This window comes from Amycolatopsis sp. w19, assembly GCF_051373225.1.
Lineage (GTDB): Bacteria > Actinomycetota > Actinomycetes > Mycobacteriales > Pseudonocardiaceae > Amycolatopsis > Amycolatopsis japonica.
Genome location: NZ_JBPQFM010000008.1, coordinates 64,098 through 89,649 on the forward strand (window position 1 = coordinate 64,098; position 25,552 = coordinate 89,649).

Sequence of the window (25,552 nt, forward strand, 5' to 3'; positions counted from 1 at the left end):
ACGTTGCGAAAGTGGCTTTCACAACGCGCCACCCACTGAGGAACTCTCAAGCATCGATCTCCGGCGTGATCCCGCCCGCCGCCGCGAGCGCGCGATGCAGCGCGAGTTCCGCCGTCGGTCCTTCGGCGAGGACGATCCCGGTGCACGACCGCTGATCCGCGAGATGCCGGATCTCGTCGCCAGGGCTCGCCGTCGGGTACCACTCCGGCGCACCGGGCAGTCCGGGCAACCTTTCGAGCCCCGACCAGCCCTTCAGCACGCCCGCCGCGGCCGGATACGCCAGGACGAACCCGATCCCCGGCCCTCCCCCGATCTTCTGGGTGAGCAGAGCGGGTTCCTCGCCCAGCGCCATGGCGATCATCGCCGAATAAACGTTGGTGTCCAGCGACCGGCACAACGCCTCGCCGAGCATCGCCCCGCCGATCCGGATGTTGATCTCGACGACCTCCGGGCCGTCGGCGGTGAGCACGAATTCGGTGTGCGCGAAACCCTGCTCGTGTCCGGCCGCCTTGAGCACCCGGCCGATCCAGTCGGCCAACTCGGCGTACTCGGCCTCGGGGAAGGCCACCGGGAACGCCGCGGCCTCTTCCCGCCGCACGGGTTCCGGCGAAAGCTGGCGGGAGAGGATCCCGAGCAGCCGGGTCCTTCCCTGCCAGGTGACGGTTTCCGCGCTGTAGAGCGGTCCGGCGAAATACGGCTCGGCGATCAGATGCCCCTTGAGCGGCGTCTCCTTCGCCTCCAGCCTCGCCCGGTCGAGTTCGTCCTGATCGCGGACGAGCCACACCCCCCGGGACGACGTTCCCGAAGAGTCCTTGACCACCAACGGAAATCCGAGTTCTTCGGCGACCATGACGGGCACCGGCCTGCCGCGGGTGAGCCCGTGTTCGTACAGCAGATCGCGCACCGCGCCCTTGTCCCGCAGCACCCGGACGGCGGCCGCGTCCGGACCGGGCAGGCCGAGCCGGGCGGTGAGTTCCGCGCCCGGCAACGCCCAGGTGTCCGTCGAATTGATGATCCCGGCGAGGTCCGGGATGGCGCGCAACGCGGTTTCGCAGGCCTCGATGTCGGTGGTGTCGATGTCGACGACCTCGACCCTGTCCGGCCCCAGCGTGCCGAGTTCATAGCGGTAGATCTCGCGGTTTCCGGTGAACAGCACCAGCTTCCGCCCGGAATCCGCCGCCGCGTCGGCCAGCCTGCCCAGACCGAAGGTGAGTGCTTCCAACAGGACGACGGTCACGACGCCCGCTCCTTCCGGTACAACGGCAGTGAGGGTTTCCCGAAGCGGCGGCGCCGCCAGTCCATGGCCGCCCATGGCAGGGCGAGGTCGTCCAGCGACGCGATCTCGCGCGGCGCGAGCGAAGCCGGGTCGACTGCCTCCCGATGCCGGGAGAAAACCCTTGCCGTGTAACGGTGCCCGGTGTCGGCGCCGATCACGACATGCGTCCGGTCCGGATTCCGCGCCGCCTCCCAGCCCGCGACGAGGTACGCGGCGCCGGTGGACAACCCGGCGAACACGGCGTGCTCGCGCATCAGGCCGACGGTCGCGGCCATGGCGTGCACGAAGTCCAGCCAGTGGATCCGGTCGTACAGTTCGTGATCGACGTTGTCGAACGGGATGGCCGAGCCGATGCCCGCGATGATCGCGTCCGGATCGGTGAACCGTTCGCTGCCGAAGGTGACACTGCCGAAGGGCTGGACGCCGGTCAGCCGGACGTCGGGATCGCGTTCTCGCAACGAGCGCGCGATCCCGCCGGTCGACGCGCCGGTGCCCACGCTGCCGACGACGGTCAGCGGCCCGGACGGCAGGGCGCGGGCGACGAGGTCGGCGACCTCGGCATACCCCAGGTAATGCACGGGATCGTGGTACTGACGCATCCAATGCATGTCCGGATGCCGGTCCAGGAGTTCGCGTACGCGCGCGACCCGGCGCCGCTGGTCGAGGCGGAGGTCGTCCGACGGCGGCATCTGATCCACCGTCGCACCGAGGATCTCCAGCTGCGAACGCATCGTGAGGTCGACGGTGGTGGACGCGACGATATGGCAGCGCAGGCCGTAGCGGTGACACGCCATCGCCAGGGCGAGCGCGTAGATCCCGCTGGAGCTGTCGATCAGCGTCTGTCCTTTTCGGACTGCCCCGTCGGCGAGCAGCGACCGGACCGCGCCGAGTGCGGCGTAGACCTTCAAGGTTTCGAAGCGGATCAGCACGACGTTCGATTCGAGCCGGATCAACGACGGCGTCTTGATCGCGTCGGTGACGTGTTCGTGGACCAGCGCGGACATCGCGGTCACCGGCCGATCGAGCGCAGGTACGCGGCCAGCGACTCGGCACCCGCGGCGTTACGCGGACCGCTCACGAGATCGCCGTAGGAGATGACGTGGAACCGGTTGTCGCGCACGGCGGGCGTGTTCTTCAGCTGTGGCGAGGATTTCACGAACGCGATCTTGTCCTGCGCGGGCCGGTCGGCGTAATCCACGACGACGATCACCTCGGGTTCGGCCTTCACCACCGCTTCCCAGCCCACACTTCCCCAGCCGTCCTGCAGCTCGCGGAAGACGTTCGTCCCGCCCGCGGCGTCGATGATGTCGTTGGGAGCGGCGTGTTTCCCGGCGGTGAAGGGCTGATCGGTGCCGGAATCGTAGACGAACACCTTGGCGGGCGGCGACTTCGGTGCTCCGGCACGGACCTTGTCGAAACGCCCCTTGAGTTCCGCGACCAGTTCGTCGGCCCGCTGACGGACGCCGAAGATGTCACCGAGGTTGCGCAGATCGGTGTAGAGCGCTTCGAGCGGCGTCACCTCCGACTTCGCGGTGGGATACTCCCAGCAGGTCTCGGTGTGCAGATAACTGCGGATGCCGACCTGCTCCAGCAGTTTCGGCGTGATGCCGCGTTCCTCGCTGAATCCGGAGTTCCAGCCCGCGATCACCCAATCCGCCTTGGCGTTCACCAGGATCTCGCGGGTGACCCGCGAGGTGCCGAGCCGTTCGACCTTGGCGTAGTCGTCCTTCCACGGCGAACCGGCGATCGACGGGTCGCCGAGCGAATTCATCACGTAGCCGCGCATCCGGCCGGCGAGCCCGAGCGCGAACAGCTTTTCGGCACCGGAAACGTCGTACGCCACCGGACGTTGCGGCGCCGGGAAGGTGACCTGCGCGCCGCAATTGGTCACCGTGGCCTGTGCCGGCGCGCTCGGCCCTGCCTCGACCTGGGCACCGCAGGCGCTCAGGAGCAGTGCCGCGGCGAAGAGCGCGGTCACCCTGGACGGCTTCATCGTGAGATCCCCTCGGTTTCGTCGGCGGGAAGGTCGTAGAGCAGTTGGAGCGCGCCGGTCACGGGATGGGTCACCTGGGTGACCTCGACGCCGAAGACGGCGTGGATCGTTTCCGGCGTGAGCACTTCGGACGGTGTGCCGCAGGCGGCGAGCGATCCGGCGCGCAGCAACGCGATCCGGTGGCAGACGGCGGAGGCGAGGTTGAGATCGTGCAGCGCGACGAGCACGGTGAGGCCGCAATCACGCAGGAACTTCAGCAGTTCCACCTGGTGTCGGACGTCGAGATGGTTGGTCGGCTCGTCGAGGACCAGCACCTCCGGTTCCTGGACGAGCGCCCTCGCCACCAGGACCCGCTGCCGTTCGCCGCCCGAAAGCGTCAGCACACCGCGCTGCGCGAGATGGGTGATGTCCATGCGCCGCAACGCTTCCCGGCACAGCGCGCGTTCACGGGCCGAAAGCCGGAGGTTGCCGCGCTGATGCGGCGAACGGCCGAGCGCGACGACCTCCTCGACGGTGAAGTCGAGATCCGCCCGGCTGTCCTGGGTGAGCGCGGCGATCCGGCGGGCGGTGTCGCGCAGACCCTGCTCCGCGATGTCGGTCCCGTCGAGCAGGACCGCGCCCCCGGACGGGGCCAACGCGCGGTAGACACAGCGCAACGCCGTCGACTTGCCGCTGCCGTTGGGGCCGAGGAGGCCGACGACCTCGCCCGCGCCGACGTCCAAACGCAGTTCGCGGATCAACGTCGTCCCGGCCACCTCGACCGAAAGTTCGCGCAGTGACAGCATCAGCGGCCTCCGAACGCGTAGCCGCGGCGCCGCATCACGACGAGGAAGACCGGAACGCCGATCAGCGCGGTGATCACGCCGAGCGGCAGTTCCTCGGGGGCGACGAGCGTGCGGGCCAGCAGATCGACCCACACCAGGAAGACCGCGCCCACCAGCGGCGCGAGCGCCAGCACCCGGCGGTGCCCCGAACCGGCGATCATCCGCACCACATGCGGCAGGACCAGCCCGACGAACCCGATCGAACCGCTGACCGCCACGAGCAATCCGGTGACGACCGCGGTGAGCAGAAAGAGCCAGCGTCGCAAGGCGGCCGCGTCGGTGCCGAGGCTCATCGCGGTCTCGTCGCCCATGGACAGGACGTCGAGCGCGGTGCCGTAGCGCAGCAGGACCACGACCGCGACGGCCACGCCGAGCGCGGCCAGCGGCAGTGACGCCCACGTCGCCGAGCCGAGGCTGCCGAGCAGCCAGAACAGCACGGTCTGCGCGGCCTGGCCGTTCGGCGAGAGGTAGACGAGCACGCTCATCACGGCCTGGAAGGCATACGTGAGCGCGACCCCGGTGAGCACGAGCCGCAGCGGCGTCAGCCCGAATTTGCTCCGGGCGGCCAGATACACCAGCGCGGTCGCACCGAGCGCGCCGAGGAACGCGGCCGTCGACAGCGCCAGCACGCCGAGCCCGGCGAACAGGCCGAACACGACAACGGCGGCGGCACCGACCGAGGCGCCCGAGGAGATCCCCAGCACGAACGGATCGGCGAGGGCGTTGCGGACCAGTGCCTGCACGGCCACCCCGACCACCGCGAGCCCGGCGCCGACCACGGCCGCCAGCAGCACCCGCGGCGTGCGGACCTGCCAGACGATCGAGTACCCGGTGACCTCGTCGCCGGTGATGGTGCCGCCGGTGATCGCCTTTCCCAGGTAGCGCAGGACATCCGCGAGCGCGACGGTGGACGGGCCGAGCGCGATGCCCGCGATCAGCGAGATCGCGAGCGCTGCCGAGAGCAGGAGCACCGGGCCGGTGAGCCGGAGCGGGCGTGAGGTCTCGTCGTCCGGTTCCGCGAAGAGGCGGAGCGGCTCAGGCACGTTCACCACGCACGATCAGGCGGCGCGCGTGGTTGTCGTATGGCGAGCCGTCGAAGTCGCCGAAGCATTCGACGCCGGTGAAGCCCGCCGTCTCGAACAGCGCCTTCAGTTCCGCGGCGCTGTACAAGAAGGAGAGGATCGACGCCCGCTTCGCCTCGCCGCCGCGAACCAGGGTCCATTCGGTTTCGAGGCGGGTCCAGTCGTCGAGGATGGTGTCGCGCATGAACACCGTCCCGCCGTCGACGTCGACCGCCTTCGGCCGCCCGACCCAGCCGGCCAATACCTCCTTACCGAGCACGTCCACCAGCAGCCTGCCGCCGGGCGCGAGGCTGGCGTAGGCGTTTCGCAGCACCGCGAGGTTGTCGCCGGGCTCGGTGAAGTAGCCGAACGACGTGTACATGTTGATGATCAGGTCGTACGCGCCGGGCTCGGTGTACTCGAGCATGTCGGCCTGGATCAGCTTCGCGGCGACTCCCGCGTTCTCACAGGCCTCGCGGGCGCGTTCGAGCATCGCCGGGCTGAGGTCGACGCCGGTCACATCGGCGCCCCTCCTGGCCAGCGGGACGACATGGATCGCCGGGCCGCACGCCAGATCGAGCACCTTCGTGCCGTCGGCGACTTCGAGCAGCGGTGACGTGGCCGTCAGGCGTTCGGCCTCCTCGGCCCGGCTGGGCGGGAACATCACGTCCGCGAAGCCGACCCACAGGTCGTCGTCCTCGTACCAGTGCATCTCTCTCCGCTCGCCGGGCCGCACGATTCAGCCCCACAAGTCGTCGAAAGGTCGTCTTCGGTTCCCGGCTTCGCCAAATCCTCGTGAGTGAGAAGGACGGTTGGAACCTGTCGCTGCGGGGGCCGGTAGTGGGCTGAAGGCTCCCTTCGCCGAGTCCGATGCGACGAAAGGAGCCTTCGACCTAGCCTGAAACGGGCCTCCCGTGATTGGTCGGACGTCACGTGTGATCCGGCGGACGACACACGTGACCAGCTGGACGACACATCCGCGACCAAGCTCCGCCGCGTGTCGTCCGTCGGATCACACGAGGCCCGGCCAGGTGATCACGGAGGCGGGATCAGATCGATCAAGAACGTCTGGTCCGGTGCCCCCGAACAGCGTTCCCGCACCACTTCGGTCCCCGCCACGGTGTCCAGGTCGCGCAGGCCGAGGCACTGACTGGTGCCGACGGGCCGGATGACGAACCGCCCCGGTTCCGCCGGGTCGGCCGCGCCGATGGTGAACAGCTGGTCCATACCATCGTCGTCACAGTCGTCGCGGGGTTCGAGCAGGTCGTGCCCCAGCCCTTCGTTCACGACCGTGAGACAGCCGACCCCGGTCTCCGGATGGTGCCATTGGATCTGCACGGCGTTCTCTTCCCCGACGGGATCGAGGAACAGGTGCGGCGACGCGTCACCGCCGCAGGTCTGCTGGGCGACGATGGTGCCGGGGTAGAGCCGGGTCCGATCCGTCCCTTCGGCCAGGCAGAACTCGGGTGAGCGCGCGGGCCGGATCCGCGCCCAGCTGCCCACCTCGCGCACGTCGAGGCCCGGCACCACGGCCACGGTGTCCTTGGGTTTGGAGGACGCCCCGAAGGAGCGCGTCAGATAACCGAGCGTCCCGACGAGGACGACGCTCATGAACGCGGCCACGATCATCGGCGTCCGCCAGCGCCGACGGCGCCGCGGTTCCGGTTCCGGCGGCGCGACGGCTTCCGCTTTGGGTTCGTCGGCGGGCCGCGGCGGAGCCCCCATCGCGATCCGCGTCCGGGCGTCGAGCCAACGCCGCACTTCTTCGTCGGTCAACCCGCACGCGCGCGTGAACGTCTCGACGAACGATTCGCGCGGCAGTGTGGTGCGGCCGAGGGTGGTCGCGACCGTACTCGCCGGAAGTGTTCCGCCGAGTTCTTTGGCTCTTCCTGCCAACTGCCGATAAGTCAATCCGGACCACGTTCTCAATACACGCAGTGCCGCCGTGAACTCAGCCGGTGAAGCCGTGGAGTCCGGTGGGTGAACCGTCGTCGGCGACTCCCCGTCGCCGTCCCCCTCGTCAACGATCATCGCTCTAGATTGACTGAGCCGATCTGAGCCGCGATACCGCCATTCAGCGGCGCCGGAATCTGCTGTTCGGACCACTCGAACGATTTCGAACAAGGCCGAACTACCCGAAGGTTGCCCCTGCGCTGGTCAGGAAGTCAGGCTGACCTCAGTCGGCCCCCACGCCGGCCACGACTGGGGAGGCTCGGGAATACCGAGCCGAAGAAAATGAGCAAACCAGAGGAATCCGTACGACCATCGTCAAGGGCGACGGTGAACCCGGCGGAAACAGCTGGTTCATCTCGGAAGGCGTCCACTGAAATCTCCGTACTGAAGACCGGATGACGTCTGCCGTCGCCTGAATGCGGCGTCGGCCGCCGATTCCGAAGAATAATCCTCGTGCGCCGCCGGTCTGAGCACACGCGAGGGAATAGGGCTGCGAATCCAGTAGCAGACCACTTTGTTCACAGATCCGACCCGTATTCGTCCGGTGACCGTGCGTCGACATAAGCATTCGCACCGTTCTCCGGAGATATGGCTCGGTCTTGTTCGAACTCGGTCGTCCTGAATGGCGAACACCGGATTGTGGAGCGTTGTCGATGCATAACGGGCAAAATGATGCGGCCGAATGGCAGGTAGCCATCGTCGGCGGGGGTAACGCGGGGCTCTGCGCGGGGATAGCCGCGGTGCAGGCGGGCGCGACCTCCGTCAGCGTCTTCGAAGCCGCGCCAAAAGAACTGCGCGGCGGGAACAGCTCCCTGACCAGGACCATGCGTTTCTCCTGGCAGGGAAGCCCTTTCATCGCCGCCTTGCTGCGAGAGGCGGACAAGGAGCGGGTCGACGAGATCCTGGCCGGCCGCTCCGGCTATGGCGACGAGCAGTACCTCGAAGACTGGTTGCGGGTCTCCGGCGATCAGGTGGACGTCGCGCTCATCGAGTCGATCATCCGCCGTTCGACGGACACGATCGCCTGGATGCGCGACTTCGGTCAGCGCTGGGCCCCGAGACCGACCCCGCTTCCCGGTGACGTGCCGATCGTCCTCGACGGCGGCGGCCAGAGCCTGCAGGACCGGAACTTCGACCGGTTCGAACGGCTCGGCGGAACGGTCTTCTACGACAGCGCGGTCACCGGCTTCGAGAGGACCGCCGACGGCCGGTACCTGCTCCACGGTTCCGGGCCCGCGTTCCCGGTGATCGCCGACGCGCTGGTGCTGGCGTCGGCCGGTTTCGAGGCGAACGACCGGCTGCGGGAACGTCATCTCGGCGAGGCGTGGCGGGACGTGAAGCTGCGGGGGGTCCCGTTCAACGAAGGCGCTCCCCTGACGGCCGCCGTCGAGCTCGGCGCCGACACCGCGGGCAACTGGGAGAAGTGCCACACCACACCGCAGGGCATCGAACTGCCCGACCACATGCTGCCGGGGCAGATGCACAAGTCTCATGGCCTCGCCCGGTACGCCTATCCGCTGGGCGTCGTGGTCAACCGGGAAGGACGCCGGTTCTTCGACGAATCCGGCGGCTACAGCAACCTCACCTACGTCACGCTGGGCCAGAAGATCCAGGAGCAGCCGGGGAGGACGGCCTTCCAGATCTTCGACGACAAGGTCGTCTCGGCGGGCGCGCTCCCCAAGGGCTATGTCGGCGACCCCGCGTCGGTGACCGTCTCCTCGATCGAGGAAGGCGCCCGGCGGCTCGGGATCGACGCCGCGAACCTGACCGCCGAAATCGAGCGGCTGCACGCGGATCAGGACGAGAAGCGGCTCGACACCCCGCCGTACCTGTTCGTCCCGGTGGTGTGCGGGTTGACGTTCACCTACGGCGGGCTCTCCGTGACCCCCGACGCCGAGGTGCGCGGCGGTGGCGAGCCGATCAGCGGCCTTTACGCGGCAGGCGTGATCGTCGGCGGCCTTTACGACCAGGGCTATCCGGGTGGCACCGGCCTGATGGCGGGTGCCGTGCTCGGCCGGGCCGCCGGTACGTCCGCCGCCCGCCACGCCATCCGATCACGGGGAGGGGAAGCCCGTGTCGGCACCGTCGCCGGTTGAGAAGACGATCGTCATCGTCGGGCTCGGGAAGATCGGGTCGCTGTACGCCGCTTGTTACGGCCAGGCGGGACACCGGATCCGTACGGTGGACATCGGCGACGGGGCCGACTGGGAGCGGGTAGCCCAGGTGCCGGATCCGGCCTCGGTCGACGCCTGGGTGGTCGCCACCCCGACGGCGACCCATCTCGCGGTCGTCGACGAGATCCTGCGGCGGCAGCCCGATGCCCGTGTCCTGCTGGAGAAACCGGCCTGCTACCCGGAGGACCTCGACGGCCTCGGCCGCACGGTCCGGCGTCATCCCCGCGCCCGGATCATCGTCAACGACGTGTATTCGCACAGCGAAGCCGTGCAGCGTTTCGCGGCCGCCGTGCGGGAGTTCGCCGAGTCCGATCCGATCCGGAAGATCACCGTCGAATTCACCAAGAACCGGGAATTCGACGTCGCGAACGGCAGGTTCGTCGACACGCAGTACGGCGAAGCCGGCTACGAGGGCTTCCACATGTTGAGCATCCTGCGTGCGCTCCTCCCGGCCGAGCAGTACCGGTCCTATCTGCGCACGGCGCCCTCTTCGGTGACGGCGGAAATGCGGGTGCGGACCGCGGCCCCCGGCCTGCCCGACGTCGAGCTGTACACGTCGTCGACCGGTGCCATCGCCTTCCCCGAACTGGCCGGATTCGCTTTCCCCGACAAAGTCTTGAAGGACTTCATCGTCCCGTCGAGCATCCCGTACGGCTCCGAGTTCCGGTACCGCTTCGCGGACGTCGAGCTGCTGTCCGGGAAGCACGTCACCTTGGTCTTCGAGCCCTTCTTCGGCGCGGAGCCCGATTACAAGAACATCCACGCGGTCCACGTCCGGGACGCGGTGCCGGAGGGCCATTTCCTCATCGCCGTCAATCATTTCAAGGAGGCACTTCTGACGCAGCTGGACCTTTTGCGGCACCTCGACGAGGGCACCACGGTGGTCCGCCCGGCGGAGCACCGGTTCCTCGCCGCGCTGGGTTCGGCGATGTTCACCGGAACCTTCCCGCAGACAACGGAAAACGAGAAGTACGCACGGATTGGGAGCGAAGCATGACGCGAAGCATCGAGGACCTTTCGACACTGTTGCGGCCGGCCAAGGACATGCTGCCCGAGGTCGCGGACCGCGACGTGGCGCTGGCCGAGGTCACCGGCCAGGTCAAGAACGACGACGACGCCCGCGCGTTGTTCGCGAAGGCGTGCCGGTTCGAGGCGCCCTACACCGCGAGCTGGATCCACGGGCCCGGCGACGAATCCCCTTACCTGTCCTTGGAACTGGCCGCGTCCTCGTTGGACGACGACCGCTATCGCGCCCTGCTCGCCGACGTCGTGCTCTCGACGTCGACCTCGATCCCGTTCGATTACCGCGCGCTGGCCGCGGAAAGGCTCGTCCAGGTCGGGGCTGGCGAGTTCACCGGCGCCTTCCAGGAGGTCGTCGATTCCTACGAGCCGCTGCCCAAACGCGGCTTGCAGGCGAAGATCGCCGTCCCCACCGACGGTATCGACCACCTCTTCGACATCCCGGAAACGGTGACCGGCAGGCTCAACCTGCTGATCGCGGCCAGCAGGGCGAAGACGCTGGAGACCAGGAACCTGCTCGCCGTGCGCGTCCTGGCGAACGGTGTCGTACCGGCGGAGGAGGTCGGCGAGGCGGAACGGCTGATCTTGGAAGACGTCGGGACCACGATGGTCGCGCCGTCGGACTACCTGGTGCCGTGGGACCAGGAGTTCCCCGGGGAGCACGGCTCCGGCCTCACGCTCGCGGAACTGGTGCGCATCACCTTGATGTGCGGGGAATTCTCGCTTCCGGACACGACCGTCCGGCCGATCCTGGTCGACTTCTACCGGTCGGTGCTGCGCACCTGTGGCCGCTCGATCATCGGTCTCTCGGCGGGTGTGTTCCATGTGGAGCACGGCACGCTCGCCACGCCTTCGTATTACTACCAGGGCCGCGACGCGATTCTCGGCAAGGGCTGCGTGATCGACTGTGTCGGCGGGGCGGTCCTGCAGTCGGGTTCGTTCCTCGGCGGCGGCTACATGCCGATCCTGATCCACACCCACAAGCACATCCGCAAGGGCGGCCAGGCCGCCGCCTCCGAGCGGAAGCAGATCCTTCCCTGCGTCTTCGCGGCGGAAGCGGGCGCGCGGTACCCGATGCACGCGATCGGCCTGTTCGAAACGGTGGACTACCTCGGCAAGGAGACCCCGTACGAGGGGATCCGCGCGATCCCGCACGCCAAGTGACACAAGGCTTTTCCGGCTGAACACGAAATCCGTATCTCGCGATGCCGCCGGGCGGGGCGACTCCGCGCCGCCCGGCGGCATCGAAACTGGAGGGTAAGAGAATGGGTGCAACATCGGGGGTCAAGGTCGCCGTGATCGGCGCGGGCTACGTGGGGCTGACCACGGCCGCGTGCCTTTCGTCCTTGGGACACCGCGTCGTCTGCGCGGACGTGGACCAGGAAAAGCTCGACGCGTTGCGGCGCGGTGAAGCGACCATCAGGGAACCCGGGATCTGCGAACTCGTGGTGGACGGGCTGGCGTCCGGGCGGCTGGACTTCGTGCTCGGCGCGAGCGCGGCGGTGGCGGGCGCGGACATCGTGATCCTCTGCGTGCCGACGCCGATGGGCGCGACCGGCGCGGCGGATCTGACCGCGCTGGAATCCGTCGTGACCGAGGTGCGGGATCTGCTGCCGCACGGCTGCGTCGTGGTGAACAAGTCGACGGTCCCCGTCGGCACGGCGGCCCACGTCGCGCACCTGATCGACCGGGCCGACGTCGCCGTCGTGTCCAATCCCGAATTCCTGCGCGAAGGGTTCGCCGTCCACGACTTCCTGAATCCCGACCGGATCGTGGTCGGCTCGGCGGATCGCGACCCGGTCCCCGCCAGGCGGGTCGCGGCGCTGTATGAGCACCTCGACACCGCGGTCCTGGTGACCGATTCCTCGAGCGCAGAGCTGATCAAGTACGCGTCCAACTGCTATCTCGCGACACGTCTGTCCTTTGTGAACACGGTCGCCGAGCTGTGCGAATACCTCGACGCGAGTATCGACGACGTGACGGCCGGGATGGGTTACGACGACCGCATCGGCAAGTCGTTCCTGCGGCCCGGGCCGGGCTGGGGCGGTTCCTGCCTGCCTAAGGACACTTTCGCGCTGCTGCGCACCGCGGAATCGGCCGGCAGCGATTTCGCCCTGCTGCGCGCGGCGATCGACACCAACGTCAAACAGCAGGAACTGGTGGTCGGCAAGGTGCGCAAGGCCGTCGGCGGCGACCTCGCCGGGGTCCGGATCGGCCTGCTCGGCCTGACGTTCAAGGCCGGGACGGACGACCTGCGGGATTCCCCCTCGCTGGCGATCGCGGCCCGGCTGGCCGCCGAAGGCGCGGAGCTGTCCGGCTACGACCCCAGCGTCCACGCGCCGGTGCCAGGTGTGACCGACGACGTGCGGATCGCCGGGACCGCCTATCACGCGGCGAAGGGCGCGGCGGCGATCGTGCTGCTGACCGAATGGCCGGAGTTCCGCGACCTCGACTGGGGGCGGATCGCCGACCGGCTCCACGGCCGGTCCGTCATCGACACCCGGAACCTGCTCGACCCGCTCACCGTGGCCCGGACGGGACTCTCCTATCAGGGCATCGGCCGTCCGGGCGGAACCCGCGTGCCCGCCGTCGCCATGGCCGCGCGAGCAGGATGACCCCGGGGTGGACGGCGAGTGGTCGCGCTCGTCGTCCCACCCTTCCGGCGCCGGGAACAGGAGGACGGATGCCGAAGCGAACCAGGCCCTGGGCCGCGCTTTTCGTGCTGTGCCTGGGTTTCTTCATGGTCATGCTGGACATCAGCATCGTGAACATCGCGGTGCCGTCGATGGTGCGCGAACTCGGCACCGAGCTGACCGCGGTGATCTGGGTGACCAGCGTGTACCTGCTCGCCTACGCCGTCCCGATCCTGCCCGCCGGCAGGCTCGGCGACCGGTTCGGGCCGAAGCGCGTCTTCGTCGCCGGGCTGCTGGTGTTCACCGGGGCGTCGCTGTGGTGCGGGCTTTCCGGTGACGTGGAAACACTGATCGTCGCCAGGGCGGTGCAGGGTTTCGGCGCCGCGTTGATGACCCCGCAGACGACGGCCTTCATCACGCATCTGTTCCCGCCGGACGAACGAGGCCCGGCGATGGGCGCCTGGGGCGGTGTCGCGGGTCTCGCCATGATCGCCGGTCCGGTGCTGGGCGGTCTGCTCGTCGACCACCTCGGCTGGGAGTGGATCTTCTTCGCGAACGTCCCGGTCGGGCTGATCGCGCTGGCGCTCACCGTCGTCCTCGTCCCCGACTGGCGGCCGGGGAACTCGCACCGCTTCGACGTTCCCGGGATCCTGCTCTTCGGCGCCGGTCTCGTCTGCGTCGTCTTCGGTATCCAAAATGGACAGACGTACGGCTGGGGCACGGCCTTCGACATCATCGGGGCCGGTGTACTGCTGCTGAGCGGTTTCGTGCTGTGGCAGCGGGCCAACCGTCGCGAACCGCTGCTGCCGTTGCGGATCTTCCGCCATCGCGACTTCTCCCTCGGTACCGCGTCCGCGGTGATGGTCGGCTTCGCGATGACCAGCCTGCTCCTGGTGTTCGTCATCTACCTCCAGTCGGTGCTCGGCCTGTCCCCGGCCGACGCCGGTCTGCTCATCGCGCCGCTCGCCGTGGTGTCCGGCGGTGTCGCGCCGTTCGCGGGCAGGCTGTCGGACCGGGTGAACCCCAAGTACCTGCTGATGTCGGGGATGCTCGCCCTGAGCGGCGGCCTCTGCGTCGTCTCGCTCGTCCTCGTCCCGGTGAGTGAGCCGTTGGCCCTGCTCCCCGGGCTGCTGCTCTGCGGTCTCGGCGTCGGGTTCACCTTCTCCCCGATGAACAACGTGACCATCAACTCCGTCGAGCGGTCGCTGGTCGGCAGCGCGTCGGGCATCTTCAACACCGCGCGCCAAGTGGGCGGAGTCCTCGGCAGCGCGGCTGTCGGAGTCCTGCTGGAAGCTCAGACCAGGGCCTCGATGGCGGTCCGGGCGAACGAGGCCGCGGCCATGCTGCCCGCCGGGATCCGGCAGCGTTTCTTGGACGGATTCGCCGGAGAGGCCGGTTCGGCGGTCGCGGCGGGCGAGTTCGGCGGCGTCCCCGAGGTCGCCGCGGATCTGCCCGTCCAGGCACGGGAACTCCTCGCCCAGGTCACTGGCGCCGCGCTCACGGACGCCGTCAAGGCCGCCTTCCTGCTTCCCGTAGGCGCGCTGCTCGTCGGCGTGGTGTGCGCGGTGAGCCTGCGCGGGCCGATCGGGCAGGACAGATCGCCCGATCGGATGACCGTGACCCGGTGATCACCGGCGCCACCCTGGTTACCGTCACGTCATGACACTCGTACCGACGGTCGATCTGAGCATCTGGGATGACGGCGACCGCGCGAAGCTCGCGCACACCGTCGACGAGGCGTTGACGCGTGTGGGGTTCCTGCAGGTCGTCGGGCACGGCATCCCGCGAGCGACGATCGACGCCATGTGCGAAGCCACCGCGGCCTTTTTCGCGCTCCCCGTCGAGGAGAAGCTCCGTTCCGCGCCCGCCGACCGCGCCTCGGATCGCGGGTACGCCGCCGAAGGCACCGAAGGGCTGGCGTACAGCCTCGGTGAGACGACGCCGCCCGACCTGTCGGAATCGTTCGTCATCGGCGCGGAGCACATCGACGGCGAAGACCCGTACGGCTTCTTCGTCCCCAACATCTGGCCTGAGCTGCCCGAGAACCTGCGTCCCGCGCTCACCGAGTACGCCGACGAAGCACACCGCGTCGCGCGGGTGCTGCTGGAGATCTTCGAGACGGCGCTCGACCTCCCCGACGGCTACCTCGGCGCGTACACCCGGCACCCGACCCGCACCTTGCGGGTGAATCACTTCGAGCGCCGCGCCGGAGCGCCCGAACCCCTGCCCGGACAGATGCGGCTCGGCGCGCACACCGACTACGGCATCGTCACCGTGCTCTACGCCGATCCCGTCCCCGGCCTGCAGATCCACGGCCCCGACGGCGCCTGGCACGACGTGATCCCCGCCGAAGACGCGCTCGTCGTGAACCTCGGGGACCTCACCGCGCAGTGGACCAACGACCGCTGGCGCTCCACCCTGCACCGGGTCGTGCCGCCGTCCGGGCCGGGACCGTCGCGGCGGCGCAGCGTGGCGTTCTTCTTCGACGGCGACCACGACGCCCGGTTCGAATGCCTCCCGACCTGCCAGTCCGCCGGGAACCCGCCGAAATATCCGCCGGTCCTCGGCGGCGCGCACCTCTACGCCAAGATCACCGGCGGGCGAACCCTGGCACCGGCCGACGCGATGAACACGGCGGCCGACCGCGGTTGAGGGAGAATTCCCGGCGAACGATGTCCGGTCCTCCTCCGGCGGCTTCGACGTCTCCGGCAGAAGGCACCGCGACGGTGCCCGCCGAGAGGAGACAACCGTGAAGTACATGATCATGATGTTCGGGTCGCAGAAGGACCTCGACGGCATCGGCGCCTGGAACGCCGACGACGTCAAGGCCCTGCACGAGTTCATGACCGAGTGGAACAACGACCTGGTCGAGTCCGGCGAGTTCGTCGACGCGCAGGGCCTCTCCCAGCCGGCGCACGCCCGCCGCGTCTCCCTGCGCGACGGGGCCCCTGTGGTGACGGACGGGCCGTATGCCGAGACGCAGGAGGTCCTGGTCGGATACACGACCGTCGACTGCGTGAGCTACGACCGCGCGACCGAGATCGCGGCCCGGCTGGCCGACACCCCGCATCCGGAGGACAGCGACCTCGGCCGCGAGTGGTACGTCGACATCCGGCCGTGCGCCGACGGCTTCGAAGACCTGGAGCTCTAGATGCCGGAAAACGGCATCGAGGACCTGCTGCGCACACTGTCGCCGCAGGTCCTCGGCGCCGTCGTCCGTCGCTACGGTCACTTCGACCTGGCGGAGGACGCGACGCAGGAGGCGCTTCTCTCGGCCACGACGCAATGGCCTGCCGAAGGGCGGCCCGAGAATCCACGCGCGTGGCTCGTCACGGTCGCCTCACGGCGATTGACCGATCTGCTCCGCGCCGAGCAGGCGCGGCGCCGTCGCGAGGACACCGTCTTCCAGTGGAGACTGCCGGAGGAGCACGTCACGTCCGCGGACGACACGCTCGTCCTGCTGTTCCTGTGCTGTCACCCGTCTCTTTCGCCCGCGTCGCAGATCGCGCTGACCCTCCGAGCGGTCGGCGGTCTCACGACGGCGGAGATCGCGCGCGCGTTCCTGGTCCCCGAGGCGACGATGACCCGGCGGATCACCCGCGCGAAGGCGGGTATCAAGGCGAGCGGCGTCCCGTTCGCCCTGCCGGCGGAACCGGGACGGCTCGACGCGGTGCTCCACGTGCTGTACCTGATCTTCAACGAGGGTTACGCCAGCACGTCCGGCCCCGATCTGGTGCGGAGCGACCTTTCCGCCGAAGCCATCCGGCTGGCCAGGATCGTCCACCGGCTGGTGCCGGACGACGGCGAGGCCACCGGCCTGCTCGCGCTGATGCTGCTCACCGACGCGCGCCGTCCGGCGAGGACGGGGCCGGACGGCGCGCCGATCCCGATGTCCGAACAGGACCGGGGCCGGTGGAACGCCGGGTACGTCGCCGAGGGCATCGCGCTGCTGTCCGAAGCGCTGCCGAACGGGCCGACCGGGCAGTTCCAGATCCAGGCGGCGATCGCCGCCCTGCACGACGAGGCGCCGAGCGCCGAGGAGACCGACTGGCCGCAGATCGAGGTGCTGTACGAAGTTCTGCTGCGGCTCTCCGACAATCCCGTGGTGGCGCTGAATCACGCCGTGGCCGTCGGGATGGCCCGTGGGCCACGAGAAGGGTTGGCGGCGTTGGAAGAACTCGGTGACCGGATCTCCGGCGACCATCGGTTCCACGCCGCCCGCGCGCATCTGCTCGAGATGGCCGGGGACATCGCCGAAGCCATAGAGTCCTATGTGGACGCGGCACGGCTGGCGACCGGCCTGCCGCACCGGCGTTATCTCCACGCTCGCGCCGAACGCCTGCGCTGACCGCCGTTCGGCACCCGCTCGTGAGCGGGTGCCGAACGGCGGGACTTCAGCAGGTGAGCAGAAGACCGGTGATCGCCGTGCAGGTCGCCGACGCGGTGTCGTTGGCCGCGTTCGGGTCGGCGACGGAACTCTGCGTGATCTTCGCGGTCGTCTTGACCGGCCCGATGCTCAACAGACCCGCTGCCACCGAGAACTTCGCCGTCGCACTGGCTCCGGACGCGAGCGACGAGAAGTCGCAATTGACGACCTTCGTACCGCTCGGGTTCGAGCAGACGGACGAGCCGGTGAAGCGCAGCCCGTTGCCGAGGGTCGACACCACCCGGATCCCGGACGCCGCGGCCGGGCCCGCGTTCGTGACCTTGACCGTGTAGTCGATCGACGAGGTCAGGATCCCGCGCGGAGACGCGGTCAGCGTGACCCCGAGGTCGGCCGCGCTCGGCGTGTCGGTGATGGTCAGCACGGGGCCGTCGAGGATCTCGAAGCTGTAGTTGTCACCGACGAACTGGTGCTGCAGCGTGACAGTGCCCAGCGGGGCGTCGTCCTTGACCCGGAAGGTGAACACCACGGTCTTGCTCTGCCCGGGGGTCACGGTGCCGACACCGCCGCGGATGCTTCCGCCGAGCATGTCGCAGGCGAACGCGCCGGGGCAGGACACCAGGTCGACGATCCCCGGCAGCGAGGTTTCCTTGCCGTAGAGCGTCGCCTTGCCGCCCTCGATCGTCGACGTCGCGTCGGCGTTGTAGACGGTCTGCGTCACGGTGAACGTCTGTCCACGTTGGACGGTTGTCGGCGAGACTTCCACCGCGCTGGTCGGCGGGGCGGCGAAAGCGGAGGTGGGCGCCACGAGCATGATCGTGGCCACTGCGGCCACCAGAGACAGAAGTGAGGCTCTTCGAAGCTTCATTCGGTTCTCACTATTCCGGTCGGGGGGCGTCGCGCCGATCGGTGCGGACAACGATCAGTCGCCCAGGAACGGACATTCGTTACCGGTGTCTCCCGCCAAGTGGCTCGTCCGCCTCACCCTATCGGAGTAACCGGGTCCTTCCCGCGAAGCGCCGGAAGCAGATTCGCTTCCTCGTAGGCGAAATGCTCCTCGATCCCGGCGGCGACCCGGTCGAACTTCTCGCGCACGGCGCCGCGGTCTCCTCCACTCTGAAGCAACGCATCGAGATCGAGCAGCGCGCGGGATACGGTTTCGTGCTCCTGGCGCAGCCGTTTCAGCGCCGGCGCGAGCCCGGGATGGGCCTTCTCGATGGCTGTGAAAGCGCCGTCCTCGCGAAGGTGATGCATGCGCAGGTCGTTGCAGAAGGTCACGCAATGGCCGAGCAGTTCGCCCCGCAGGCCCGACCGGTCCGCGACCGGTCCGCCGTCGAGTTCGGCCCGCGCGGCCGCCAAGGTCTTCCTGAGTTCGCCGTGATGGACGAGCAGCTGATCCGCGATCGCGCGGCCACGGGCGGCATCGACTTCCAGCAGGTGCAACGCGAACCCGCGTTCCCCGCCGTCGAGCGGCACGGCACGCGCGGCCTGCGGCACCCCGTCGATTTCGAGTGTCGCTTGTGGACTGACGAGGAGGTCGCGATACCAAGGCGAAGCGTCGTCGGGCGCGTAAACCAGATACCGGCTTCCGGAAGGGCGGCAAGCGACACGAGTGGTGCGGGGACGCCCCGATTCGGCGTCCGCGGTGGTCATCAGCAACGGAACTCCCCAGGTAGCATCAGCGTGAAAGCTATTTTGCTTTGCAAGCAAAGTCTCTTTGCTTGCAAAGGTATCCAGGAGGGTGGCCGGTGTCAACCGAGGACATGGAAGTCGACGACGCCGTGCGGGCCTTGCTGCTGCTCATGCCCCGGATGGTCGGGCGGGCGAAGCGGATCAAGATCCCCGAGGAACTCCAGTCCCTGTCGCTGGCTCCGCGGCACCTGTCGCTCTTGTCGTACCTGCTCTTCGACGGGCCGATGACGGTGAACGAGCTGGCCGAACGGCTCGAGGTCGCCCCGACCACGGTGAGCCTGATGGTCGGCGAACTGAGCAAGAAGGACGTGCTCGACCGGCGCGAGGACGAGGCGGACCGGCGTCGCCGGATCGTCGCCATCACCGAACGGATGCGGCCGGCGATCGACGGCTGGCTCGCGCAGGGTGCCCGCGCCTGGCAGAAGGCGCTCGCGCCGCTGAGCCCGGCCGAGCGCCGGACGTTCATCGACACCCTGCGCGCGTACGAAGACGGACTCACGGACTAGGAGGTCCAGTGCGCTACCTGCTCATGCTCGGCGGAACCGCCGGCGACGAAGGGCTCGACACGGACATCACCGAACCCTGCCGCGCCTGGTCCGGGGAGCTGACGCGGCGCGGTCTGCGCGTCGAAGGGATGGGCCTGCACCCGCCCGAGTCGGCGACGACCGTCCGCGTCCGGGGCGGCGAGGCACTGCTCACCGACGGCCCCTTCGCCGAGACGAAGGAGCAGATCGGCGGCATCGCCATCCTCGAATGCGAGAGCCGTGAACAAGCCGTCGAGGCGGCGAAGACCCACCCGTGGGCCGCGATCGGGACGATCGAAGTGCGCGAGCTGCTTTAGGTGATCCGCACGGTGACCTGATTGTCGGCATAGGTGTAGGCCACGTATTCGAATTCGACACCGGTGCGTTCGACGTATTCCAGCCACGCCTGGTGCTCGTGCCGCTGCCAGCCGGGGTAATTGAAGAACTCGTCGAAGTGCACGATGCTGCCGGAGCGCAGCCGCGGTCCCGCCAGGTCGAGCACGGTTTTCGCCGAGCTGTACAGATCACCGTCCACATGCAGGAAATCGACGACGCCTTCATGCCGCTCGAGAAAGCCGGGAAGCGTGTCGGCGAAAAGGCCGACGACGAGTTCGGCGCCGGGGACGTCCGGCAGATCGTCGCGCGCGAACGAACCGGCGGGCATGCCATTGAGCCAGTTCTCCGGCAGGCCCTGGAACCAGTCGAACCCGTAGGTCTCGACACCGCCACGGGCCTTGGCGATCATACGCAGCGTGTTCCCGCTCGCGACGCCGAATTCGAGAGCCATTCCCCCTGACGGGGCAAGGGAAAGCGCGTACGCGAGAGTCTCCTGTGGACGCGCGAAGTGTTTGGTCCCGGTCAAATGCTCGCGGGCGAACCGGTTGCTCTCGCGGGCCGCGTCCTGATCGCCCGCGTAGATGATGTCGCGACGGCTCCGGATTTCGAACTCGACGATCCGGTCGAAACAGCGGTCCCCCTGCCGGACGATCTCCGCCCGCAATTCCGCGGCGACCCGTTCCAGTTCCGCCGTATAAGGATCATGGAATCGCCGGGCGAGCCGGTGCAGGCCCCGGCCGAACGTTCCGCGGGCCGAACGGCCCAAGGTCTTCAGTGCTGAATGGGGTACCAGGTGACGCATTCCGGGACGATACACCAGCACCGTTCGAGTGAACGGGACCAGAACATCCCGGGCCCGGTTTCGTTGCGGTAACCGAGGAGTCCGCTCCTAGCATCGCGTTCGCCGCCGGTACTCGGGTACCGGCACGAGAAAAGGAGCGCGATGAGCAGCATCGTCATCTTCGGGGCGGGCGGACGCGGAGGGCGCCGAGCCGTCGCCGAAGCCGCGGGCACCTGGTCACCGCCGCCGTCCGGGATCCCCGCCGCCACGCGGATCTCGCCGGGGACAACGTCACCCTGATCGCCGCCGACGTCACCGTCGCGGACGACGTCGCGAAGGCCGCCGCCGGACACGACGCCGCGATCAGTTCCGTCTACCGCGCGGATCTCCCGTCACGCGAGTACTACCCGGCCACCGCGCACGCGCTGATCGACGGCCTCGGGCGCGCCGGGGTCGCGAGACCGGTCGTCGTCGGCATCGGAACGGCGCTGGAGATCGAACCGGGCGTCGCCCTGCACGATCAGCCGGATGTGCCGCCCGAGCACCGCGAGTTCTCGCTCGGGCACACGGCGGGACTGGAGGTCTTCCGTACGTCCGGCGGCGGGCTCGATTGGGTGATCGTCGCGCCGCCGCCGGTGTTCCTCGACGAACACGCCGAGCGCACGGGCGTGTACCGCAGTGGAGACCACCGGGTGCTGCCGCGCGCGGAGGACGCGAAGCCGTTCTCGTACGCGGATCTCGCGGTGGCGCTGGTCGACGAGGTCGAACGGCCGGCGCATTCGAGGGCGATGGTGGCCGTCGACTACTGACCCGGCTCCGGCCCCACTCGCCTTCCCCAAGTATATGAAGGCTCCCTTCCTTGCGTCTAGCGCAAGGAAGGGGGCCTTCATGTACTTCACGAGGGTGACTCAGCGCTCCGGCGAGTCCCCGCCGTTCTGCTCGGCCAGGAACCGCTCGAACTGGTTGCCCAGCTCCTCGGCGGTCGGCATGTGCTCGACCGACTCCGCGAGCAGGCTTTCCTTGCCCGACGCCTCCATGAACGTGTCGTACTGCTGCTCCAGCGCCCGCACGACGTCGGCGACCTTCTCCGAGCCGGCGACCTGGCGGGCGATCTCGGCCTCCGCCTCGTGCGAGGCCTCCCGCAGCTCCCCGTCCGGCAGGTTCAGCCCGGTCGCCGCGGCGACGGCGCCCAGCAGGTTCAGCGCGGCGCTCGGGTACGTCGAGTCCGCCAGGTAGTGCGGCACGTGCGCGGCGAAACCGGACGCGTCGTGCCCCCACTCGCCGAAGCGGAACTCCAGCAGCCCGGCGATGCTGCCCGGCACCTGCATCCGGTTGGGCAGCGGGCGGTGTTCGCCGACCAGCTCGTTCCGCGTCGCGTGCGCGGTCACACCGAGCGGACGGGTGTGCGGCGCGCCCATCGGGATGCCGTGGAAACCGGTGGTGAGCCGGACGTCCCAGCGCTCGACCAGTCCGCGCACGGCCGCGCAGAACCGCTCCCAGTCGTGGTCCGGTTCCGGCCCGGTGAGCAGCAGGAACGGCACGCCGTCGGCATCGTGCAGGAGGTGGACGACCAGCTCGGGGGCGTCGTAGTCCTCCCAGTGGTCGATGGAGTAGGTCATCGCCGGGCGCCGCGAGCGGTAGTCGATGAGCCGGTCGACGTCGAACCGCGCGATCACGCGGTGCTCGGAGGAGTTCAGGAGCTGCTCGGCGACGAGCTTGCCCGCCGAGCCCGCGTCCATGAAGCCGTCGAAGTAGTGCAGGAGCACGGCCCCGCCGAGGTCAGGGACGTCCGAGTCCACCTCGTACAGGTCTTCCGGGTCCAGCGCCACCAGATCCTCCAGGTTTCGTGCGTGCAACCGTCTACGGGTGGCAACGCCCCGATAGGGGGTATCCATTCCGCCGGCCGTGGCCGAAATCCTATCGGTCCGTGACAGGTGTCGTGGGCGGTCCGCACCGAGGTGGTGCAGGGTGGAGGGGTGACGGAAGAGATCCTCGGCCTGCGCCCGCCCGCCAATCGGGTGAGCAGGCGCGCCATCGGCTACTGGACGGTGTGGGCCGCGGTCGGCTGGGTGATCCTCGTCGCGGCGCAAGCCGTGTTCGTGTTCACGAGCGACGACGCGCCGACGTGGCTCACGGTGACGCTGACGATCTCGTGCGTGCTCGCACCCCTGCATCTGCTGGTCATGCCGCAGTGGCGGTACCGGATCCACCGCTGGGAGGTCACCGGCGAGGCCGTGTACACCCAGGAGGGCTGGCTCAAACAGGACTGGCGGATCGCGCCGATCTCGCGGATCCAGACCGTCGACATCGAACGCGACCCGGTCGAGCAGCTGTTCCGGCTGGCGAAGATCACCGTGACGACGGCGTCGGCCGCGGGCCCGGTCAAGATCTCCGGTCTCGACCACACCCAGGCGCTCGCGCTGGCCGCGGAACTCACCAGGACCACGCAGGCCACTCCGGGTGACGCGACATGAGCACGGCGGCACCACCGGACACCGAGGTCGGCCGGTGGCATCGGCTCGACCGGCGGATGCTGCTGATCCGCCCCGTCCTCGACGTCGTCAAATCGCTGCCGGTGCTGATCGGGACGGTGATCCTCGGCCGGGGCAACGGCTGGGAATGGTTCGGGCTGGGCGTCACCGCGCTGACCGTGTTCGTCGGTGTCTCGCATGTGCTCACGTCGCGGTACCGCGTCGCGGACGGCCAGGTGGAATGGACCACGGGGCTGCTGCTGCGCAAGCATCGCGCGATCCCGCTGGACCGGATCCGCACGGTCGACGTCACGTCGGAACCGAAGCACCGTTTGTTCTCCCTCAGCACCGTGCGCATCGGCACCGGACGGCATTCCGTGGCACAGGGCTCGGGCGACGACCAGCTGGTGCTCGACGCCGTCAGCCAGACCGAGGCGCACCGGCTGCGCACGGTTCTGTTGCACCGCAAGGAAATCTCTCCGGAAGCCGAGGCGGCACCCCAGGAGCAGGTCGTGGCGGAGGTCGACCGGAAGTGGGTGCGGTACGCGCCGTTCACGCTGTCCGGCCTCGCCGTGGTGGGCGCGGTGTTCGCCGCGGTCTGGCATTTCGCGCACCAGCTGGACATCGCCCCGGAGAACGTCGGACCGCTGCGGGATCTCCTGGACGATCTGGCGAACACGGCGCTGTGGCTGATCGTGGTCGTCGCGGCGGTCGGCCTGCTCGTGGTCGTCTCGCTGCTGTCCGTCGGCGGCTACGTGCTCTCGTTCTGGAACTTCAAGCTCACCAGGGAATCCGAGGGCACCCTGCACGTCCGGCGCGGGCTGATCACCACGCGTTCCGTGTCCATCGAAGAAGAACGGCTTCGCGGCGTCGAGGTGAAGGAGCCGCTGCCGTTGCGGATCGCGGGCGGCGCGCGGCTCACCGCGATCGCGGGCGGGCTGCGCGAAGGCAAGGGCGGGGACAAGGGTGGTGGCCTCCTGCTGCCGCCCGCGCCCGTCGGCCGGGTCCACGAGGTCGCCGCCGAGGTGCTGCGCGAGAACTTCGACCCGGCCACCGTGCCGCTGAACCGGCATCCGCGACGGGCGCTGACGAGGCGGCTCACCCGCGCGATCGGCGGCGTGCTGCTGCTCGCGGCGGCGTTGTTCGGGCTGGCGTGGATCGATTTCCTGCCGTCGTGGATGTGGCAGGTCGCGCTCGGCCTGGTGCCGTTCGCCGCGCTGGTGGGCTGGGACCGCTACCGCAACCTCGGCCACGCGATCGTCGGGAGGTATCTGGTCAGCCGGTCCGGTTCGCTCGCGCGGGCGACGGTGGCGATCCGGCGTGAAGGCCTCACCGGCATCGTCGTCAGCCGCTCGTTCTTCCAGCGCCGCGCCGGATTGATCACCGTGACGGCCCCGATCGCGGCGGGCAGGGGCGCCTACCAGGTGATCGACGTCGGCGAATCGGCCGGGCTGGCGATGGCGGAGCGCGCCGCGCCCGGCCTGCTCACGCCCTTCCTTCGCCGTGATGCTCAGCGATAGCCGGTGACGTCCGCGGGCAGACCGGGATCCTGGACTTCGACGAGATAGCGCCAGCAGTCGGGCCTGCTGCCGTCGAGGTCGGTGAATCCGTATTCCTTCGCCAATTCGCCACTGGACATCGATTTCCCGTTCCAGCGGGCGACTTCCGCGTCACCGGCCAGTGCCGCGACCGCCCTGCCGACGAACGCGGGGCTTTCAGAAATGGCGAAGTGCGGTTGCACCTTCGTCGCGTCACGCCAATTCTCTTCCGTCACCCGATAAGCGTCGAGCATCGCTTCGGAACGCAACCAGCCCGGCGTGACGGCCACCGCGGTACCGCCATGCGGTGCCAATTCGTGCCCGAGTGCGAACGCCATCCGGTTCACCGCGGTCTTGGCGAGATCGTAGAAGAACGAAACGCGGTAGTTCTCCGAGTTGTACTCGGTGGTGCCGTCGTTGACCTCGACGACCAGCGCGCCGGATTCGGCGATCATGAGCGGAAGCGCAAAATGACTGGTGATCGCATGCGTGTCGACGGCGAGCCGCAGCGTCCGCAGCCCGACGTCCAAAGTGGACTCCCAGACCGTCTTGCCCCATTCGATGGGCGCGCCGTAGATGTCGTTCACCAGCACGTGCAACGCGCCCTGTTCGGCGTCGATCCGTTCCACCAGTTCGCGGACCTGGTCCGCCTCCAAATGGTCCACACCGATCGCGATCCCGTGCCCGCCCGCCTCGTCGACGAGCGCCGCCGTCTCCTCGATCGTCTCCGGGCGATTCATTTCCGATCGCCGGGAACCGGTACTGCGGCCGGTCACGTAAACGGTCGCGCCCGCGGCACCCAGCTGGACCGCTATTCCCCGACCGGCCCCGCGAGTCGCCCCGGCGACCAACGCGATCTTGCCCGCCAATGGCTTTTCCATGGTCCGAACCT

General features: G+C 68.8%; 26 protein-coding genes. 13 read left to right on the plus strand and 13 right to left on the minus strand.

The genetic code is table 11. The features are described 5' to 3' along the window. Window positions 1-46: 46 nt before the first annotated feature. The 7 genes from ACSMFO_RS17970 to ACSMFO_RS18000 form a co-directional block, all read right to left on the minus strand. Entirely contained in the window at window positions 47-1,237 is a 1,191-nt protein-coding gene (locus tag ACSMFO_RS17970; protein ID WP_436459669.1) for an ATP-grasp domain-containing protein, read from the minus strand. Then, window positions 1,234-2,289 (minus strand): cysteine synthase family protein, encoded by a 1,056-nt coding sequence (locus ACSMFO_RS17975; RefSeq protein ID WP_436459671.1) that lies wholly within the window; start codon window positions 2,287-2,289, stop codon window positions 1,234-1,236. The genes ACSMFO_RS17970 and ACSMFO_RS17975 overlap by 4 nt, the downstream gene beginning before the upstream one ends. Next, window positions 2,286-3,269: an ABC transporter substrate-binding protein gene (locus ACSMFO_RS17980; RefSeq protein WP_436459673.1), complete on the minus strand. Its 984-nt coding sequence runs from the start codon at window positions 3,267-3,269 to the stop codon at window positions 2,286-2,288. The genes ACSMFO_RS17975 and ACSMFO_RS17980 overlap by 4 nt, the downstream gene beginning before the upstream one ends. Beyond that, window positions 3,266-4,054: an ABC transporter ATP-binding protein gene (locus tag ACSMFO_RS17985; protein WP_378416368.1), complete on the minus strand. Its 789-nt coding sequence runs from the start codon at window positions 4,052-4,054 to the stop codon at window positions 3,266-3,268. Before ACSMFO_RS17985 ends, ACSMFO_RS17980 begins: the two co-directional genes overlap by 4 nt. After that, window positions 4,054-5,145, minus strand: coding sequence for a FecCD family ABC transporter permease (locus ACSMFO_RS17990; protein ID WP_436459675.1), 1,092 nt, complete (start codon window positions 5,143-5,145; stop codon window positions 4,054-4,056). The genes ACSMFO_RS17985 and ACSMFO_RS17990 overlap by 1 nt, the downstream gene beginning before the upstream one ends. Beyond that, a complete protein-coding gene (locus ACSMFO_RS17995) occupies window positions 5,129-5,866 on the minus strand; it encodes a class I SAM-dependent methyltransferase (protein WP_360121868.1) in 738 nt (245 codons plus the stop codon). The genes ACSMFO_RS17990 and ACSMFO_RS17995 overlap by 17 nt, the downstream gene beginning before the upstream one ends. A 323-nt stretch (window positions 5,867-6,189) precedes the next feature. Then, a complete protein-coding gene (locus ACSMFO_RS18000; protein ID WP_360088382.1) occupies window positions 6,190-7,185 on the minus strand; it encodes an XRE family transcriptional regulator in 996 nt (331 codons plus the stop codon). Between the two features lie 575 nt (window positions 7,186-7,760). On the opposite strand from ACSMFO_RS18000, the gene ACSMFO_RS18005 reads away from it, so the two are divergent. From ACSMFO_RS18005 to ACSMFO_RS18040, 8 genes are all read left to right on the plus strand, one after another. Then, window positions 7,761-9,203, plus strand: coding sequence for an FAD-dependent oxidoreductase (locus tag ACSMFO_RS18005; protein ID WP_436459677.1), 1,443 nt, complete (start codon window positions 7,761-7,763; stop codon window positions 9,201-9,203). Beyond that, on the plus strand, window positions 9,181-10,278 hold the full coding sequence (locus ACSMFO_RS18010) for a Gfo/Idh/MocA family oxidoreductase (RefSeq protein WP_436459679.1): 1,098 nt from the start codon (window positions 9,181-9,183) through the stop codon (window positions 10,276-10,278). Before ACSMFO_RS18005 ends, ACSMFO_RS18010 begins: the two co-directional genes overlap by 23 nt. Then, window positions 10,275-11,465, plus strand: coding sequence for a hypothetical protein (locus ACSMFO_RS18015; protein ID WP_436459680.1), 1,191 nt, complete (start codon window positions 10,275-10,277; stop codon window positions 11,463-11,465). The genes ACSMFO_RS18010 and ACSMFO_RS18015 overlap by 4 nt, the downstream gene beginning before the upstream one ends. A gap of 101 nt (window positions 11,466-11,566) precedes the next feature. After that, a complete protein-coding gene (locus ACSMFO_RS18020; protein ID WP_436459682.1) occupies window positions 11,567-12,916 on the plus strand; it encodes a UDP-glucose dehydrogenase family protein in 1,350 nt (449 codons plus the stop codon). A 68-nt stretch (window positions 12,917-12,984) separates the two neighbouring features. After that, window positions 12,985-14,562, plus strand: coding sequence for an MDR family MFS transporter (locus tag ACSMFO_RS18025; protein WP_436459683.1), 1,578 nt, complete (start codon window positions 12,985-12,987; stop codon window positions 14,560-14,562). A gap of 31 nt (window positions 14,563-14,593) precedes the next feature. Then, on the plus strand, window positions 14,594-15,586 hold the full coding sequence (locus ACSMFO_RS18030; RefSeq protein WP_436459685.1) for an isopenicillin N synthase family dioxygenase: 993 nt from the start codon (window positions 14,594-14,596) through the stop codon (window positions 15,584-15,586). Window positions 15,587-15,692: 106 nt separating this feature from the next. Next, window positions 15,693-16,085: a YciI family protein gene (locus ACSMFO_RS18035; RefSeq protein WP_241832945.1), complete on the plus strand. Its 393-nt coding sequence runs from the start codon at window positions 15,693-15,695 to the stop codon at window positions 16,083-16,085. Beyond that, window positions 16,086-17,282 (plus strand): RNA polymerase sigma factor, encoded by a 1,197-nt coding sequence (locus ACSMFO_RS18040; protein ID WP_436459687.1) that lies wholly within the window; start codon window positions 16,086-16,088, stop codon window positions 17,280-17,282. It begins immediately after the preceding gene. 46 nt (window positions 17,283-17,328) lie between these two features. On the opposite strand, the gene ACSMFO_RS18045 is transcribed toward ACSMFO_RS18040, so the two are convergent. Both ACSMFO_RS18045 and ACSMFO_RS18050 read right to left on the minus strand, forming a co-directional pair. Then, window positions 17,329-18,144: a DUF11 domain-containing protein gene (locus tag ACSMFO_RS18045; RefSeq protein WP_436459688.1), complete on the minus strand. Its 816-nt coding sequence runs from the start codon at window positions 18,142-18,144 to the stop codon at window positions 17,329-17,331. A 155-nt stretch (window positions 18,145-18,299) separates the two neighbouring features. Then, complete coding sequence (locus tag ACSMFO_RS18050) at window positions 18,300-18,971, minus strand: nitroreductase/quinone reductase family protein (RefSeq protein WP_436459690.1); 672 nt, start codon at window positions 18,969-18,971, stop codon at window positions 18,300-18,302. A gap of 110 nt (window positions 18,972-19,081) precedes the next feature. Here ACSMFO_RS18050 and ACSMFO_RS18055 point away from each other — a divergent pair, with 110 nt between their 5' ends. Both ACSMFO_RS18055 and ACSMFO_RS18060 read left to right on the plus strand, forming a co-directional pair. After that, window positions 19,082-19,516, plus strand: coding sequence for a MarR family winged helix-turn-helix transcriptional regulator (locus ACSMFO_RS18055; RefSeq protein ID WP_038508825.1), 435 nt, complete (start codon window positions 19,082-19,084; stop codon window positions 19,514-19,516). An 8-nt stretch (window positions 19,517-19,524) separates the two neighbouring features. After that, window positions 19,525-19,851: a YciI family protein gene (locus ACSMFO_RS18060; protein ID WP_038508823.1), complete on the plus strand. Its 327-nt coding sequence runs from the start codon at window positions 19,525-19,527 to the stop codon at window positions 19,849-19,851. Here ACSMFO_RS18060 and ACSMFO_RS18065 read toward each other — a convergent pair. Then, window positions 19,848-20,672 carry a class I SAM-dependent methyltransferase gene (locus tag ACSMFO_RS18065; protein ID WP_436459692.1) on the minus strand — a complete coding sequence of 275 codons (825 nt, stop codon included), beginning with the start codon at window positions 20,670-20,672 and terminating at the stop codon, window positions 19,848-19,850. The two genes, ACSMFO_RS18060 and ACSMFO_RS18065, sit on opposite strands and share 4 nt — an antisense overlap. Continuing rightward, window positions 20,642-21,004, minus strand: coding sequence for a hypothetical protein (locus ACSMFO_RS18070; protein WP_436459694.1), 363 nt, complete (start codon window positions 21,002-21,004; stop codon window positions 20,642-20,644). Before ACSMFO_RS18070 ends, ACSMFO_RS18065 begins: the two co-directional genes overlap by 31 nt. Between ACSMFO_RS18070 and ACSMFO_RS18075 the strand changes: the two genes are divergently transcribed. Further along, window positions 20,885-21,460 (plus strand): NAD(P)-dependent oxidoreductase, encoded by a 576-nt coding sequence (locus ACSMFO_RS18075; RefSeq protein WP_436459911.1) that lies wholly within the window; start codon window positions 20,885-20,887, stop codon window positions 21,458-21,460. The genes ACSMFO_RS18070 and ACSMFO_RS18075 overlap by 120 nt on opposite strands. Before the next feature lie 99 nt (window positions 21,461-21,559). Here the strand turns inward: ACSMFO_RS18075 and ACSMFO_RS18080 are convergent, their stop codons facing one another. Next, a complete protein-coding gene (locus ACSMFO_RS18080) occupies window positions 21,560-22,480 on the minus strand; it encodes a proteasome assembly chaperone family protein (protein WP_038508819.1) in 921 nt (306 codons plus the stop codon). Between the two features lie 105 nt (window positions 22,481-22,585). Here ACSMFO_RS18080 and ACSMFO_RS18085 point away from each other — a divergent pair, with 105 nt between their 5' ends. Next, window positions 22,586-23,125: a PH domain-containing protein gene (locus ACSMFO_RS18085; RefSeq protein WP_436459695.1), complete on the plus strand. Its 540-nt coding sequence runs from the start codon at window positions 22,586-22,588 to the stop codon at window positions 23,123-23,125. Beyond that, window positions 23,122-24,642 carry a PH domain-containing protein gene (locus ACSMFO_RS18090; RefSeq protein WP_436459696.1) on the plus strand — a complete coding sequence of 507 codons (1,521 nt, stop codon included), beginning with the start codon at window positions 23,122-23,124 and terminating at the stop codon, window positions 24,640-24,642. The genes ACSMFO_RS18085 and ACSMFO_RS18090 overlap by 4 nt, the downstream gene beginning before the upstream one ends. On the opposite strand, the gene ACSMFO_RS18095 is transcribed toward ACSMFO_RS18090, so the two are convergent. Beyond that, window positions 24,633-25,541: an SDR family oxidoreductase gene (locus tag ACSMFO_RS18095; protein ID WP_436459698.1), complete on the minus strand. Its 909-nt coding sequence runs from the start codon at window positions 25,539-25,541 to the stop codon at window positions 24,633-24,635. The genes ACSMFO_RS18090 and ACSMFO_RS18095 overlap by 10 nt on opposite strands. Window positions 25,542-25,552 lie beyond the last annotated feature (11 nt).

What these genes read in the sequence shown, in the direction of transcription:
- ACSMFO_RS17980 (WP_436459673.1), bottom strand. Translation starts at nt 3,269, where the DNA reads ATGAAGCCGTCCAGGGTGACCGCGCTCTTCGCCGCGGCACTGCTCCTG.
- ACSMFO_RS17985 (WP_378416368.1), bottom strand. Translation starts at nt 4,054, where the DNA reads ATGCTGTCACTGCGCGAACTTTCGGTCGAGGTGGCCGGGACGACGTTG.
- ACSMFO_RS17995 (WP_360121868.1), bottom strand. Translation starts at nt 5,866, where the DNA reads ATGCACTGGTACGAGGACGACGACCTGTGGGTCGGCTTCGCGGACGTG.
- ACSMFO_RS18000 (WP_360088382.1), bottom strand. Translation starts at nt 7,185, where the DNA reads ATGATCGTTGACGAGGGGGACGGCGACGGGGAGTCGCCGACGACGGTT.
- ACSMFO_RS18005 (WP_436459677.1), top strand. Translation starts at nt 7,761, where the DNA reads ATGCATAACGGGCAAAATGATGCGGCCGAATGGCAGGTAGCCATCGTC.
- ACSMFO_RS18015 (WP_436459680.1), top strand. Translation starts at nt 10,275, where the DNA reads ATGACGCGAAGCATCGAGGACCTTTCGACACTGTTGCGGCCGGCCAAG.
- ACSMFO_RS18020 (WP_436459682.1), top strand. Translation starts at nt 11,567, where the DNA reads ATGGGTGCAACATCGGGGGTCAAGGTCGCCGTGATCGGCGCGGGCTAC.
- ACSMFO_RS18025 (WP_436459683.1), top strand. Translation starts at nt 12,985, where the DNA reads ATGCCGAAGCGAACCAGGCCCTGGGCCGCGCTTTTCGTGCTGTGCCTG.
- ACSMFO_RS18030 (WP_436459685.1), top strand. Translation starts at nt 14,594, where the DNA reads ATGACACTCGTACCGACGGTCGATCTGAGCATCTGGGATGACGGCGAC.
- ACSMFO_RS18035 (WP_241832945.1), top strand. Translation starts at nt 15,693, where the DNA reads ATGATCATGATGTTCGGGTCGCAGAAGGACCTCGACGGCATCGGCGCC.
- ACSMFO_RS18040 (WP_436459687.1), top strand. Translation starts at nt 16,086, where the DNA reads ATGCCGGAAAACGGCATCGAGGACCTGCTGCGCACACTGTCGCCGCAG.
- ACSMFO_RS18050 (WP_436459690.1), bottom strand. Translation starts at nt 18,971, where the DNA reads ATGACCACCGCGGACGCCGAATCGGGGCGTCCCCGCACCACTCGTGTC.
- ACSMFO_RS18055 (WP_038508825.1), top strand. Translation starts at nt 19,082, where the DNA reads ATGGAAGTCGACGACGCCGTGCGGGCCTTGCTGCTGCTCATGCCCCGG.
- ACSMFO_RS18065 (WP_436459692.1), bottom strand. Translation starts at nt 20,672, where the DNA reads ATGCGTCACCTGGTACCCCATTCAGCACTGAAGACCTTGGGCCGTTCG.
- ACSMFO_RS18090 (WP_436459696.1), top strand. Translation starts at nt 23,122, where the DNA reads ATGAGCACGGCGGCACCACCGGACACCGAGGTCGGCCGGTGGCATCGG.
- ACSMFO_RS18095 (WP_436459698.1), bottom strand. Translation starts at nt 25,541, where the DNA reads ATGGAAAAGCCATTGGCGGGCAAGATCGCGTTGGTCGCCGGGGCGACT.